We start from the raw sequence: 13,369 nt of genomic DNA on the forward strand, positions 1-13,369 counted from the left end.
CTAGAAGTACCCCTCGCGCTTACGGTCTTCCATCGCGGCCTCGGACAGCTTGTCGTCGGCGCGGGTGGCACCCCGCTCGGTGAGCCGGGAGGCGGCGATCTCGGCGATGACGTCGTCCAGTGTCACCGCGTCGGAGTCGACGGCACCCGTGCAGGACATGTCGCCGACCGTGCGGTAGCGGACCTGCCGCTTCTCCACGGTCTCCTCGGCCTTGGGCCCGCCCCACTCGCCGGCGGTCAGCCACATCCCGGCCCGCTGGAACACCTCACGCTCGTGCGCGAAGTAGATGTCCGGCAGCTCGATGCCCTCGCGGGCGATGTACTGCCAGACGTCCAGCTCGGTCCAGTTGGAGAGCGGGAACACGCGGACGTGCTCGCCGGGCGCGTGCCGCCCGTTGTAGAGGTTCCACAGTTCCGGGCGCTGTCTGCGCGGGTCCCACTGCGAGAACTCGTCCCGCAGCGAGAACACGCGCTCCTTGGCCCGGGCCTTCTCCTCGTCGCGCCGACCGCCGCCGAAGACGGCGTCGAACCTCTCGGCCTGGATCTTCTCCGTCAGCGGCAGTGTCTGCAGCGGGTTGCGCACCCCGTCCGGACGTTCCTTCAGCACCCCGCGGTCGATGTAGTCCTGCACGGAGGCGACATGCAGCCGCAGCCCGTGCCGCGCGACCGCGCGGTCCCGGTAGTCCAGCACCTCGGGGAAGTTGTGCCCGGTGTCGACGTGCAACAGCGTGAAGGGGATCGCCGCGGGGGCGAAGGCCTTCAGCGCCAGGTGCAGCATGACGATGGAGTCCTTGCCGCCGGAGAAGAGGATCACCGGCCGCTCGAACTCACCCGCCACCTCGCGGAAGATGTGCACGGCCTCGGACTCGAGGGCGTCCAGGTGGGAGAGGGCGTACGGGGCGTCCGTGGCGCCCCCGTGCGCCGTGGTGACGGTCGTCGTCATGCCAGTCCCCTCTCGGTGAGCAGCGCGTGGACGGCCGCCGCGGACTCCTGGACGGTCTGGTCCTGCGACTCGATCCGCAGATCGGGCGTCTCGGGCTCCTCGTACGGGTCGTCGACCCCGGTGAGCCCGGTCAGCTCGCCCGCGGCCTGCTTGGCGTAGAGCCCCTTCACATCGCGTACGGAGCAGACCTCGACCGGGGTCGCCACATGCACCTCGACGTACGCGGCGCCGCTCTCCTGGTGACGCTTGCGCACGGCCTCGCGGCTGTCCGCGTACGGCGCGATCACCGGGACCAGAGTCTTGACGCCGTTACGGGCGAGCAGTTCGGCGAGGAAGCCGATGCGCTGCACGTTCGTGTGCCGGTCCGCGCGGCTGAAGCCGAGGCCCGCCGAGATGAACTCACGGATCTCGTCGCCGTCCAGCACCTCGACGAGGTGGCCCTCCTCGCGCAGCCGGCCGGCCAGTTCGTACGCGATGGTGGTCTTGCCGGCGCTCGGCAGACCCGTGAGCCATACGGTGGCTCCGGTCGTCACTGGTGTCTCCTGGTCCTCGGGGGTCGCGGTCTCGGTCTGAGTCCGGGTCTGGGTCATCAGCCGTGCAGCCCGCACTCGGTCTTGCCGCGGCCCGCCCAGCGGCCGGCGCGCGCGTCCTCGCCCTCCAGCACCCGGCGGGTGCAGGGCGCGCAGCCGACGGACGCGTAGCCGTCCATCAGCAACGGGTTGGTCAGGACGCCGTGTTCGGCGACGTACGCGTCCACGTCGTCCTGCGTCCAGCGGGCGATCGGGGAGACCTTGACCTTCTGGCGCTTCTCGTCCCAGCCGACGACCGGGGTGTTCGCCCGGGTCGGGGACTCGTCGCGCCGCAGGCCGGTCGCCCAGGCCGCGTACCCCTTGAGGCCGCGCTCCAGGGGCTCGACCTTGCGCAGCTTGCAGCACAGGTCGGGGTCGCGGTCGTGCAGCTTCGGCCCGTACTGGGCGTCCTGCTCGGCGACCGTCTGGACCGGGGTGAGGGTGAGGACGCGGACGTCCATCACGGCCTCGACCGCGTCGCGGGTGCCGATGGTCTCGGGGAAGTGGTAGCCGGTGTCGAGGAACACGACGTCCACACCGGGCATGGCACGGGAGGCGAGGTGGGCGACCACCGCGTCCTCCATGGAGGAGGTCACACAGAAGTTCTCACCGAAGGTGGCTGTGGCCCAGGTGAGAATCTCCAGTGCGGAGGCGTTCTCCAGGTCACGTCCCGCCTGCTCGGCGAGTGCCTTCAGGTCGTCGGTCGTACGGGCTTCCTGAGTCGTCGTCATATCTCGTCCCCTCCGGTTTCCCGGTGCTGAAATCCGCGGGCGAGCAGCCCGAGGAACTTCAGCTGAAAGGCTCGGTTGCAGGCTCCGCATTCCCAGGCGCCGTGGCCCTGCTCGTTCGGGCGCAGGTCCTCGTCGCCGCAGTAGGGGCAGTGGAAGGGGGCAGCGCGCTCGCTCATGACAGGGCCTCCTCGGAGGCGCGGGCCGCCCAGGTGGCGAACCGCTCGCCGTCCTCGCGCTCGGCCTGGAAGTTCTTCAGCACGCGCTCGACGTAGTCCGGCAGCTCCTCCGAAGTCACCTTCAGACCACGGACCTTGCGGCCGAAACCGGCCTCCAGACCGAGGGCGCCGCCCAGGTGGACCTGGAAGCCCTCGACCTGCTCGCCCGCGTCGTTCAGGACCAACTGGCCCTTGAGACCGATGTCCGCGACCTGGATACGGGCGCAGGCGTTCGGGCAGCCGTTGACGTTGATGGTGATCGGCTCGTCGAACTCCGGGATACGGCGCTCCAGTTCGTCGATCAGGGAGGCGCCGCGCGCCTTCGTCTCGACGATCGCGAGCTTGCAGTACTCGATGCCGGTGCAGGCCATCGTGCCGCGCCGGAACGGGGACGGCTTGACTGTGAGGTCGAGCGCCGCCAGGCCCTCGACGAGCGAGTCGACCTGGCCCTCCTCCACATCGAGCACGATCATCTTCTGCTCGACGGTGGTGCTGAGGCGGCCCGAGCCGTGGGCCTCGGCCAGGTCGGCGATCTTCGTGAGGAGCGTGCCGTCCACACGGCCGACGCGCGGGGCGAAACCGACGTAGAAGCGGCCGTCCTTCTGACGGTGGACGCCGACATGGTCGCGCCAGCGCTCGACGGGCTGGGCCGGCGCCGGGCCGTCGACGAGCTTGCGCTTGAGGTAGTCGTCCTCCAGGACCTGGCGGAACTTCTCCACGCCCCAGTCGGCGAGCAGGAACTTCAGCCGGGCGCGGGTGCGCAGCCGCCGGTAGCCGTGGTCGCGGAAGATCGAGATGACGCCCTCGTAGACGTCCGGGACCTCGTCCAGCGGGACCCAGGCGCCCAGGCGCTGGCCGATCTTCGGGTTGGTGGAGAGGCCGCCGCCGACCCAGACGTCGAAACCGGGGCCGTGCTCGGGGTGCTCCACGCCGACGAACGCGATGTCGTTGATCTCGTGCGCCACGTCGAGCAGCGGCGAGCCGGAGATCGCCGACTTGAACTTGCGGGGCAGGTTCGAGAAGTCCTTGTTGCCGATGATCCGGCGCTGGATCACCTCGATGGCGGGCGTGCCGTCGATGATCTCGTCCTCGGCGATCCCGGCCACGGGCGAACCGAGGATGACGCGGGGCGTGTCACCGCAGGCCTCGGTGGTGGACAGGCCGACCGCTTCGAGCCGGTTCCAGATCTCCGGGACGTCCTCGATGCGGATCCAGTGGTACTGGACGTTCTGCCGGTCGGTGAGGTCGGCCGTGCCGCGTGCGAACTCCTGCGAGATCTCGCCGATCACCCGCAGCTGGTCGGTGGTGAGCCGGCCGCCGTCGATGCGGACGCGCAGCATGAAGTACTTGTCGTCCAGCTCCTCCGGCTCCAGGATCGCGGTCTTGCCGCCGTCGATCCCGGGCTTGCGCTGGGTGTAGAGCCCCCACCAGCGCATCCGTCCCCGGAGGTCGTTGGGGTCGATCGAGTCGAACCCGCGCTTGGAGTAGATCGTCTCAATGCGTGTCCGCACATTGAGACCGTCGTCGTCCTTCTTGAACTGCTCGTTCCCGTTGAGCGGGGTGAAGTGTCCCGCGGCCCACTGACCCTCACCACGGTGACGGCTCACCTTGCGGCGGGGCGCGGCGGCAGGGTTCTGCGGGGTGGCGGCCATGTTTTTTGGTCCTTCGGGACAGGCGGAAAGCTGCTCTTACCTGCGCGTACGGGCGCATGGTCAGACTGGCGCGGCTCTGCGCAGGCTGAGGCAAAGGGAGGAGATCGGCAGTGCTGAGGGCGGGTCAGCTCGCCGGACAGATGGCGCTGGACATGCGGCCGAGGTCGACGTGCCGCCGACTCACCAAGGCAATCCCAGTTCCAGACATGACGGAAGCGTGTCATGGCGATCTGGACACAGTCCAGCATTGTCCGTCATGTGGACACCCTTGTCTCGAAGTGCGAGATGGGGGTGTCGTCGGTCACATGGCGGGGTCACGACAGGTCGAACGCCGCGCGGCCGACCGTTCCTGAGCAGGTCAGATGGTGTGCGCACCCGGCCAGGGGCCCGGCGCGGCCACCTCGGCCTCCTCCTCGACCTTGGTGTCGAAGAGCGCGAAGCCGCGACGCAGATAGTTGTCCATCGCGTGCTCCCCGTCCTTGCTGCACGTATGCAGCCAGACCCGCTTCGTCGGCGCCAGCCCCGGCCACCGGTCCCCTAGATCCCAGGCCCGGGCGGCCCCGTACGACAGCAGGTGCCCGCCGATCCGCCGGCCCCGGAAAGCGGGGATAAGCCCGAAGTAGACGATCTCCACGGCCCCGTCGTCCTGGGGCTCGAACTCCACGTAGCCTGCCGGGGTGCCGCGGTCGTAGGCGACCCAGGTCTCCACGCCCGGCCGCTCCAGGTACTCCTGCCAGCGCGCGTACGTCCAGGTCAGCCGGTCGGTCCAGCGGATGTCGCCACCGACCGAGGCGTACAGGAAGCGGCTGAACTCGGGTGAGGCGACCTCGGCGCGGACGACTCTGACGTCCCCGTCGGGGGCCTCCGCGGGGAGCAGGTCGGTCGGGGTGGTCTGCTGCAGGGACCAGGTGGTCACGGCGATGTTGCTCATGGCGATCAGGGAATCATGGTTCGTTCGGGTGCGGGTCCGTGGGGGGCCGGTCGCGCCCACGCGGCGGTAGCCGCAGATCGAATACAGCCCCGCGCCCCTGGCGGCGCGCTGTCGCGCGCCCGCTTTGTCAGTGCCCGGCTCCGGCCGTGGGGTCGTTATCTCAGCGAGTCGGCGATCTGGGACAGCGGTACGGCGTACAGGACGCGTTCCGGGACGGGTGTGCCGGAGCGGGTTTCCGCCGCTCGTTCCGTCAGGGACCAGACCTCGCCGGTGCCCTCCCAGTAGGAGAGGGACTCGGCGTGCTCGCCCCAGCAGCGGCGGGAGCCGTCGTCGGCGCCGCAGCGGGCGGCCTTCGCGCCGTCGGAGTCCAGTCGCCACAGGGTGCCGTGCCGGTCCTTGGCGCCGGGGGCGCGACCGACGTACCAGTCCGCCGTCTCCTCGCCCGCCGACCGGTACGACAGGACGCCCTGGATGCCGGTGGCCTTCGTCGAGTAGGCCTCGACCGCGTTCACCCGGCCGAAGGCGTTCGCGGCGAGTAGGCCGGAACGGTCGCCCGCGCGGCTGAACGAGTAGCGCCAGAGGCGACTGCGCTGATCTGCGTCCGCCGGGAACCACTCGCTGGCGACCAGACTGTCGGGCGTGGAGCTGCGGTCCAGGGAGAGCGAGCCGAAACAGGGGACGCGGTCGTCGGCCGCCGGGTCGCACGTGCCACCGGTCAGGCTGTACGAGGCGACGGCGGGCATGACATATCCGTAGCCGTGGGCCGACCAGCCGCCGGGTACCCGGCCGACCGCCGGACTGTCGACCGAGGCGCGCTGGATGCGGTTCATGTCGTAGACGTACAGGGACTTGCGGTCGGTGTCCTTGGCGGAGGCGGTGACCAGCAGTTTGTCCTGGTACCAGACCATGCCGGAGATCGAGGACTCCAGCTTGCGGTAGTCCGAGCCGTCCTCCGTCGGCACGACCAGGAGCACCCAGCGGTACGTCATGTCGCTCAGGTCGTTCGCGTCGATGACGGCGACCCGCGCGAGACCCTGGGAGACCTCGGGCTCGTCCGGTTCGGCGTCGTTGTGCGTCCAGCCGGAGAGGATCACACGGTTGGCGCCCCAGCGGCCGTCCTCGTCCGCGTCACCGGAGGTGGTCACGGACTGCGGCAGCCAGCGCCTGCTGGCGGAGTCGGCCTCGTCCCAGCAGTACGCCCGGGTGGCGGTCGGGGCGACGGGCAGTGCCCCGGTCTCGGTCGGGGCGCACTCGCCGGCGGCGCGCATCGTGCGGTTGGTGTGCTCAAGGACACTGCTCACGCCCACCGTGCCGCCCATGGAGGTGGCCAGCCGGTCGAGCGAACTCTTCGACGCCAGGTGCTCCTTGAGCTGGAAGTCCTTCAGCTCCGCGGCGGACGTCACGGACTTCAGGGGCCCCGGGTTGTCGCTGCTCACGGCCTGGGAGGCGCTGACGATGGTGGCCGCGGCGGTCAGGGCGAGGGCGGTTCCGGCGAGGACGCCGCGCAGCGCTCTGCCCCTTCTCTGCCTGCGGTGTCTGCCGCGATGTTTCATTCATCCTCCCGAGGCAGGCCAACTGCGGCTCGCGGTCCGTACGTTGAAACCGGGGACGCAGTGTGGGGGGCCGTGGGAAGGATGGTACGTCAGGGGGCGCCGGGCCTGGTCGAATACGCCGGAATCCATGCGCTTGTGTTGCGTTCGGGGGCCGTTCGGGCGTGTTTGTTCACCCCGGTGTAACGACCGGGTCACGGTGCGTTGTCCGGCGCCGTCCGAACCCCGGCGGCCTTCTCCGCCGCCCGCCCCCGTGCCACCGCCGGCGCCGTCGAGTGGGGCAGCAGATCGCGCGGATCGTCCGGGAGGAGGACGTCCACTTCCGTGTCCTCGCTGAAGCGGTACGGACGGTGCTCCAGAAACGCCCCGAGATACCGCCGTATCCGCGACATCTCCGCGCGAACGGTCACGGTGCGGGCCGGGTCCCCGAACACGTCGTCGGCCAGCCCCGCGGCGCTGCGGCCCGCCGGGTGCAGGGCCAGGAGGTACAGCAACTCGGCATGCCGAGGACTCAGTTCGTGGGTCCAGGAACCCGCCGGGCCCGACAACGCCACCGACGAGCGCCGCGCCCGCCCCAGGTCCAGGACGATCCGTGAGGCGCCGCGCGCCTCGGGCTCGGCGGCGCGGATCAGCCAGCCGCCGGCCAGCGGCTCCACCGCGCACAGCCCCAGCGCCGGCAGCCAACGGCGGCCCGGGGACAACGACTTGGGCAGGGCGACGCGGTTCGTGTACGGCATACCGGTGACGGCCGCCGTCCAGCCGTCCCGGTCCACCGCCAGGGCCCGCCCGCCGAGCCGCGCCAGCACCGGCGCCGCCGCCGACCGCAGCCGCTCCAGCGACTGGTGGTGCCGTTCCCGCAGCCGCGCCTCGGCGAGCTTGGCCACCGAGTCGACCCAGGCGAGCGTCGCCGGATGCATGGTCTCCAGCGGCCCGCTGACATCGACCACGCCGAGCAGCCTGCCGTCGCGCGGGTCGGTGATCGGAGCGCCCGTGCACGTCCAGGTGGCGAGCGACCGTACGAAGTGCTCGGAGGCGAAGACCTGTACGGGACGCCGGGCGACCATCGGGGTGCCCACACCGTTGGTCCCGACGACGTCCTCCGCCCAGTCGGCGCCGGGCTCGAACCCGTACGAGTCGGCCCTGCGCAGCACCGCCGTACTGCCCTCGCGCCACAGCACCCTGCCGTCCGCGTCCGCGACGACCACGATGTGCTGGGTGGCGTCCGCGACCGACAACAGCCCCTGCCGCAGCACCGGCAGGACATGCCGCAGCCGGGACGCCGCGCGCCGCCGCTCCAGTTCGTCGCTGGTCAGCAGCCCCGCCCGGACGCCGTGGTCGGGGTCGACGCCACTGCGCAGCATGCGGTCCCAGGACTGGTCGATCACCGGGCGCGGCGCCAGCCGCGGTCGTTGCCCGGTGAGGCGGGCCGCGCGTACGTCGCTGAGCAGCCGCGCCGCCTGCGCCGTGTCACGGACGGCCAGCCGCGCGACGTCCATCGGCGGGTTCGCCACTGTGTCCTCCCGGCCCGTATTGACTGGATGTCTCATGGTGCCGCCCCCAGGGCGCGGAAGACCACACTCCGCACACACCCGCCAACAAGTTGCAACCTCTCGCAACCCTGGTGAACCGCCCTGCGGTGGCTGAAACTTGGGCGACGCCGTGCGCGGCGTCCGTGCTCCCGAGCGATGCGGGGCAAGTGAGCGGGAGTGGTGCCGTGTCGGCGCAGCACCACTCCCGCGGTGCGCTCCGCGGGTTGGGCGGGATTTTGGCTGCCGGCCCGTGGGGGCTGGTCGCGCAGTTCCCCGCGCCCCTGTCGAGTGCTGTCGCGCTCCGACAGGCCGCGTATTCAGGTCACCGGCCGGGCTCGGTCCACCACCGCCGTCAGGGCCAGGGTGTGGGGGAGGGTGCCGAAGGCGTTGCCCCAGTCGTTGCCCAGGCGCGAGGCGCAGAACGCGTCGGCGGTCTCGGGTGGCGCGAACCGGACCAGCAGTGAGCCCTGCAGCACCAGCGCGATCCGCTCGACCAGCCGCCGTGCCCGGCCCTCGATGCCGTCCAGGTCGGCGAGTTCGGTCAACAGGTCCTTGATGGCGCCGTCCAGCCGGTGGTCCGCCCCGCGCGCCTTCCCGACCTCCTGGAGGAACGCGTTGAGGGCGGCGGGCTCCCGCTGGATCGCCCGCAGCACATCCAACGCCTGTACGTTCCCGGCGCCCTCCCAGATCGAGTTGAGCGGCGACTCGCGCAGCAGCCGCGGCATGCCCGACTCCTCGACGTAGCCGTTGCCGCCCAGACACTCCGACGCCTCCACCACCAGCGGGGTGCAACGTTTGGTCACCCAGTACTTGGCGGCCGGCAACGCGAGCCGCAGGAATGCCCGTTCCTGCTCACCGCCGTCGTCGTAGGCGGCGGCCAGGCGCAGCGCGAGCGTCGTCGCCGCCTCCGACTCCAGGGCCAGATCGGCCAGTACGTTGCGCATCAGCGGCTTGTCGACCAGCTTCCCGCCGAACGCCTCGCGGTATGTGCAGTGGTGCACGGCCTGGGCCACCGCCTGCCGCATCAGCGCGGCGGCGCCGAGCACACAGTCGAGCCGGGTCATCGCGACCATCTCGATGATGGTGCGCACCCCGCGCCCCTCGTCCCCGACCCGGCGCACCCACGTCCCGTCGAACTCGACCTCGGCGGACGCGTTGGACCGGTTGCCCAGCTTGTCCTTGAGCCGCTGGATGCGGAACTCGTTGCGCGTGCCGTCGGGCAGGACGCGCGGCAGCAGAAAGCAGGTCACCCCGCCGGGGGCCTGCGCCAGCACCAGGAAACCGTCCGACATGGGCGCCGAGCAGAACCACTTGTGGCCCGTCAGCTCGTACGTCCCGTCCTCGGCGAGGGGCCTCGCGACGGTCGTGTTGGCCCGTACGTCGCTGCCGCCCTGCTTCTCCGTCATGCCCATCCCGAAGAGCACGCCGGCCTTCCGGTCCGCCGGGCCGAGCCCCTCCTCGTAGACCGTGGACGTCAGCCGGGGCTCCCACTCGGCGGCGAGCGCCGGGTCGGTGCGCAGCGCGGGCACCGCCGCGTGGGTCATCGACAACGGGCAGCCGTGGCCGGCCTCGGCCTGCGACCAGACCACGAACCCGGCGGCCCGCCGCACATGACCGCCCGGTCGCGTCCAGGCCGCCGTCAGCCCCGCCGAGACACCCTTGCCCAGCAGCCGGTGCCAGGCCGGATGGAACTCCACCTCGTCGATCCGGTTGCCGTACCGGTCGTGCGTCCGCAGTTTCGGGGGGTTCTCGTTGGCGAGCGCCCCCCATTCCTGCACCTGCGCCGACCCGGTGGACCTCCCGAGCCCGGAGAGGTCCTCCCGGGCCTCGTCCAGAAGCCCTGGATCCAGGTGCCGCTCGACGGCCGCCACCAGGGCCCTGTCGGCGGCGAAGACGTCATATCCGACCAGGGGCGGCACCTGGTTGGTCACGGTGTGGGTGCTGGCTGCCATGCGAAGAACGTACCTCCCGGTACGGCGTGTTCACATGATTCCCGCGCGGCACAGCACCCCGGGCCAGGTGCGCCCGTCAGGCCGGCCGGGAGAGGACCGCCAGTTCGTCGGCGGCCAGCGGGGTCATCCCCTGCTCGCCCTGGTGGGCCTCCAGCCACCCGGGGTGGTACACGGTGTCGAGGTAGCGTTCCCCGAGGTCCGGGGCGATCGCCACCGCCGTGAGGTCGCGGCCGTCGTGCCGGGCCAGCCACTGCGTCGCCCCGCTGATCACCGTGCCCGTGGACCCGCCGAACAGGAAGCCCCGGGAGGCCAGCCGGCGGCAGACACCCACAGCGTCCGCCTCCTCCACGCGGATCACCTCGTCGACGTACGACTCGTCGAGCAGCTGCGGCCGTACGCTCGTGCCCAGCCCCGGGATCATCCGGGGTCCCGGCGGCCCCCCGAAGGTGACCGAGCCGGCCGCGTCCACGGCGACGATCCGCACCCGCCGGTTCCACTGCCAGAACCAGCGCGCGCAGCCCATCAGCGTGCCGGTGGTGCCGGCGCCGACGAACAGGACGTCCAGGCCCGGGAACCGGCGGGCGATCGCCGGTGCCGTCGTACGGTAGTGAGCCCGCCAATTCCCTTGGTTGGTGTACTGGTTGAGCCAGACATACCGCTCGTCGGAGGCGCACAGCGCGCGGACGTACCCGATCCGGGCGCCCAGGAAGCCGCCACGCAGGTCGGGCTGGTCGATCACGTGCACCCGGCTGCCCAGTGCCTCCATCAGACGGATCGCCTGCGCGTTGCAGCGCGAGTCCGTCACGCACAGGAACCGGTAGCCCCGGCTCGCCGCGAGCACACTGAGCGCCACGCCCAGGTTGCCCGACGAGGACTCCACGAGAACGGATCCCGGCCGCAGCCTGCCGTCCCGCTCGGCGGCCGTCACCATCTCGTAGGCGGCCTTCATCTTGATCGACCCGGCGAAGTTGAAACCCTCGCACTTCAGGAAGAGGGGGAGTCCCACGGTGGCCCGGAGGTCGACGTAGAGCTCATCCTCGTTGAAGTCCGACGGCTGGGAAATGACTGGCATGTTGTCCCCCTGTGTGCGGCGCGCCTCTCCTCGGCACGCCTGATCCGTGGCACGGCATCCGGTGACGGACGCTGCGTCCGACCCCCTGAAGAGGTCAGCCGTGCCGCCGCAGTTCGTGGAAGAAGCCGTCGACGACACGCAGTTCGCCCCGGCGGGCCACCTCGTCGTGGACGAACCTGCCGACGGCGAGGTCGAGTACTCCGAGGCCGAAGGGCGAGAACACCACCGGCCGGTCCACCGGGACCCTTGTCCGCCCGGTGAGGACGTCGTCCAGCGTGCCGTCGATGAACTCCCTCCCGCCGGTGAGCTGTTCGGCCAAGTGCGGCGAGGTCTCCGCCTTCAGGCAGTGCTCGACGTCGTCGACGTAGTTCGCCGACGCGAGCAGGACCTCGGGCGCGAGGTCGCGCAACGAGACGTGCAGGACGAGCGGGTGGTGGTCGAACCACGACACGTCGTGGATGTGCGGCTTCGCGGCGACCGTGGCGAACACCAGCAAGTCGCTGGACCTGACCAGTTGTTCGGCGCTGTCGTACACGGTGACCTTGCCGCCGCCGTCCGACCGCTCCAGATAGCCCCGGAAGCCGGCCGCGCTGTCGGCGGACAGGTCGTACACGCCCGTCTCGTCGAACTCCCAGCCGGTGGCGGCCAGATAGGTGTGGATGTAGCGGGCGATGAGCCCGGTCCCGACGAATCCCACCCGGGTCGGCCGGGCGCGCCCCCGGCTCAGCCGGTCGGCGGCCAGCGCTGCCGAGGCCGCCGTACGGGACGCGCTGATGATGGAACTCTCCAGGCAGGCGAACGGATAGCCAGTGCCGTGGTCGTTCAGGATCAGTACGGCCGACGCCCGGGGGATCCCGGCCGCCACGTTCTCCGGGAAACTGGAGACCCATTTCAGCCCGTCCACCCGTACGTCCCCGCCGATCGACGCGGGCAGCGCGATGATCCGCGACGACGGACGGTCCGGGAACCGCAGGAAGTACGAGGGCGGGTTCACCGAGTCTCCGGCCCCGTGCAGCCGGTACACCGCCTCGACCAGGTCGACGACGTCCGACTCCCTTCCCTGGAGGGCCTGTTGGACCTGCTCGCCGGAGATGACGGAGAACGGCGGGACCGTGACAGGGGCGGTGACAGGATTCGTGGTCATGAGGCTGTCCCTTCGAAGGAACCGGCGGAACCGGTGGTGTCGGTCGGGTCGGCGGAGTCGGTGCGGCGGACCGGGTCGGCCAGGGCGGCGAGGACCTCGCGCGGCCCTTCGAAGGGCTCGCGGCTGTGTGCCGTACGGATGTTGTCGACGAGCAGCAGATCTCCGCCGCGCCACGGTTCGCGAACGGTGTGCGCCTCGTACGCCTCGTTGAGGGTCTGGACGATGTCCAGGCCGATCGGATCGCCGTTGCCGTAGCGGGTGTTGAAGGGGAGGCCGTCGGAGCCGTACACGTCGACCAGGTACTCGTGGACCTCCGGGTCCATCGTCCACTCGTTGAGGAACGCGATCTGGTTGAACCAGCAGCGACGGCCGGTGACCGGGTGCCGCAGCACGGCGCCGCGACGCTGACGGGTGCGCAGGGAGCCGTCCGGTTCCCAGCTGAACTCGATGGCGTGGGCCCGGCAGTAGCGTTCGACCGAGGCCCGGTCGGAGGTGCCGAAGGCCTCGGCGACCGTCGCCCCTATCTCGTCGTTGAACGTCCGGGTGAGCAACCAGCCCTCCCGTTCGAAGCGTTGGACGAGTTCGGCGGGCAGTGCGTCGAGGACGGCCGCGGAGTCGGCCACCCCGGTCGCGCCGCCCTCGGCGGGCGCTTCGAGACAGGCGAACATCAGCAGACCGGGGAACTCCAGCGCGTAACTCAGCTCGTGGTGCATGCACATCGGCTGGTTCGGCGGCCACTTGGACGACGAGTACACGCCGTCGGCGTACCGCCGCCGGGGCGCGAAGGCCTCCTGGTCGCTCATCAGGCCGTCGGCCAGCCGCCGCAGCACGGCGCCGGTCGCGGCGGGCTCGTGCAGGCCGAGGCCGCGCACCAGCAGCGAGCCGTGCTCGGCGACTGCCGCGCGCAGCGCGCCGCGGTGGGCGCCCGCCCACTGGGCCGCGTCGGTGACGGGCGGGGTGCGCAGGACAGGGGGCCGGCCGGGAAGCAGTTCGAGGCCGACAAGTGCCGCTCCCGGCACGGAAGTCGGTGCCGGTGAGGCGGACGAGAGTGTCATGGTGTCGTCGTTCCTTTCGACGTGGCG

13 protein-coding genes are annotated in these 13,369 nt (G+C 71.0%); all 13 read right to left on the bottom strand.

All coding sequences use genetic code 11. The features are described from left to right. Positions 1–942, bottom strand: coding sequence for a sulfate adenylyltransferase subunit CysD (cysD, locus tag PV734_RS34565; RefSeq protein ID WP_319095789.1), 942 nt, complete (start codon positions 940–942; stop codon positions 1–3). Beyond that, entirely contained in the window at positions 939–1,532 is a 594-nt protein-coding gene (cysC, locus tag PV734_RS34570; RefSeq protein ID WP_319095788.1) for an adenylyl-sulfate kinase, read from the bottom strand. Before cysC ends, cysD begins: the two co-directional genes overlap by 4 nt. Next, a complete protein-coding gene (locus PV734_RS34575) occupies positions 1,532–2,242 on the bottom strand; it encodes a phosphoadenylyl-sulfate reductase (protein ID WP_319095787.1) in 711 nt (236 codons plus the stop codon). The genes cysC and PV734_RS34575 overlap by 1 nt, the downstream gene beginning before the upstream one ends. Next, a complete protein-coding gene (locus PV734_RS34580) occupies positions 2,239–2,418 on the bottom strand; it encodes a hypothetical protein (protein ID WP_319095786.1) in 180 nt (59 codons plus the stop codon). Before PV734_RS34580 ends, PV734_RS34575 begins: the two co-directional genes overlap by 4 nt. Next, complete coding sequence (locus PV734_RS34585; protein WP_319095785.1) at positions 2,415–4,109, bottom strand: nitrite/sulfite reductase; 1,695 nt, start codon at positions 4,107–4,109, stop codon at positions 2,415–2,417. Before PV734_RS34585 ends, PV734_RS34580 begins: the two co-directional genes overlap by 4 nt. A gap of 124 nt (positions 4,110–4,233) precedes the next feature. Continuing rightward, positions 4,234–4,317: a putative leader peptide gene (locus PV734_RS34590; protein ID WP_309486338.1), complete on the bottom strand. Its 84-nt coding sequence runs from the start codon at positions 4,315–4,317 to the stop codon at positions 4,234–4,236. Positions 4,318–4,467: 150 nt separating this feature from the next. Continuing rightward, the gene (locus PV734_RS34595) at positions 4,468–5,040 is read right to left on the bottom strand and encodes a GNAT family N-acetyltransferase (RefSeq protein ID WP_319095784.1); all 573 of its coding nucleotides are present in this window, start codon (positions 5,038–5,040) and stop codon (positions 4,468–4,470) included. A 155-nt stretch (positions 5,041–5,195) separates the two neighbouring features. Beyond that, positions 5,196–6,593: a hypothetical protein gene (locus tag PV734_RS34600; RefSeq protein WP_319293443.1), complete on the bottom strand. Its 1,398-nt coding sequence runs from the start codon at positions 6,591–6,593 to the stop codon at positions 5,196–5,198. Positions 6,594–6,784: 191 nt separating this feature from the next. Continuing rightward, positions 6,785–8,101 (bottom strand): GAF domain-containing protein, encoded by a 1,317-nt coding sequence (locus tag PV734_RS34605; RefSeq protein WP_319095782.1) that lies wholly within the window; start codon positions 8,099–8,101, stop codon positions 6,785–6,787. A gap of 335 nt (positions 8,102–8,436) precedes the next feature. Then, positions 8,437–10,071, bottom strand: coding sequence for an acyl-CoA dehydrogenase family protein (locus PV734_RS34610; RefSeq protein ID WP_319293444.1), 1,635 nt, complete (start codon positions 10,069–10,071; stop codon positions 8,437–8,439). Positions 10,072–10,147: 76 nt separating this feature from the next. Next, on the bottom strand, positions 10,148–11,143 hold the full coding sequence (gene sbnA / locus PV734_RS34615) for a 2,3-diaminopropionate biosynthesis protein SbnA (RefSeq protein ID WP_319095780.1): 996 nt from the start codon (positions 11,141–11,143) through the stop codon (positions 10,148–10,150). Positions 11,144–11,237: 94 nt separating this feature from the next. Continuing rightward, positions 11,238–12,287, bottom strand: a complete 1,050-nt coding sequence (sbnB, locus tag PV734_RS34620; RefSeq protein ID WP_319293445.1) for a 2,3-diaminopropionate biosynthesis protein SbnB — start codon at positions 12,285–12,287, stop codon at positions 11,238–11,240. Further along, positions 12,284–13,342 (bottom strand): TauD/TfdA family dioxygenase, encoded by a 1,059-nt coding sequence (locus PV734_RS34625; protein ID WP_319293446.1) that lies wholly within the window; start codon positions 13,340–13,342, stop codon positions 12,284–12,286. The genes sbnB and PV734_RS34625 overlap by 4 nt, the downstream gene beginning before the upstream one ends. Positions 13,343–13,369 lie beyond the last annotated feature (27 nt).

Source organism: Streptomyces sp. AK08-02 (genome assembly GCF_033795085.1).
Taxonomy (GTDB): domain Bacteria; phylum Actinomycetota; class Actinomycetes; order Streptomycetales; family Streptomycetaceae; genus Streptomyces; species Streptomyces echiniscabiei.

Bases quoted from the DNA above. Each gene is read 5' to 3' on its own strand.
- PV734_RS34585 (WP_319095785.1), bottom strand. From the start codon at position 4,109: ATGGCCGCCACCCCGCAGAACCCTGCCGCCGCGCCCCGCCGCAAGGTG.
- PV734_RS34600 (WP_319293443.1), bottom strand. From the start codon at position 6,593: ATGAAACATCGCGGCAGACACCGCAGGCAGAGAAGGGGCAGAGCGCTG.
- sbnB (WP_319293445.1), bottom strand. From the start codon at position 12,287: ATGACCACGAATCCTGTCACCGCCCCTGTCACGGTCCCGCCGTTCTCC.
- PV734_RS34610 (WP_319293444.1), bottom strand. From the start codon at position 10,071: ATGGCAGCCAGCACCCACACCGTGACCAACCAGGTGCCGCCCCTGGTC.
- PV734_RS34625 (WP_319293446.1), bottom strand. From the start codon at position 13,342: ATGACACTCTCGTCCGCCTCACCGGCACCGACTTCCGTGCCGGGAGCG.
- PV734_RS34595 (WP_319095784.1), bottom strand. From the start codon at position 5,040: ATGAGCAACATCGCCGTGACCACCTGGTCCCTGCAGCAGACCACCCCG.
- PV734_RS34575 (WP_319095787.1), bottom strand. From the start codon at position 2,242: ATGACGACGACTCAGGAAGCCCGTACGACCGACGACCTGAAGGCACTC.
- PV734_RS34580 (WP_319095786.1), bottom strand. From the start codon at position 2,418: ATGAGCGAGCGCGCTGCCCCCTTCCACTGCCCCTACTGCGGCGACGAG.
- sbnA (WP_319095780.1), bottom strand. From the start codon at position 11,143: ATGCCAGTCATTTCCCAGCCGTCGGACTTCAACGAGGATGAGCTCTAC.
- cysD (WP_319095789.1), bottom strand. From the start codon at position 942: ATGACGACGACCGTCACCACGGCGCACGGGGGCGCCACGGACGCCCCG.
- PV734_RS34590 (WP_309486338.1), bottom strand. From the start codon at position 4,317: ATGTCTGGAACTGGGATTGCCTTGGTGAGTCGGCGGCACGTCGACCTC.
- cysC (WP_319095788.1), bottom strand. From the start codon at position 1,532: ATGACCCAGACCCGGACTCAGACCGAGACCGCGACCCCCGAGGACCAG.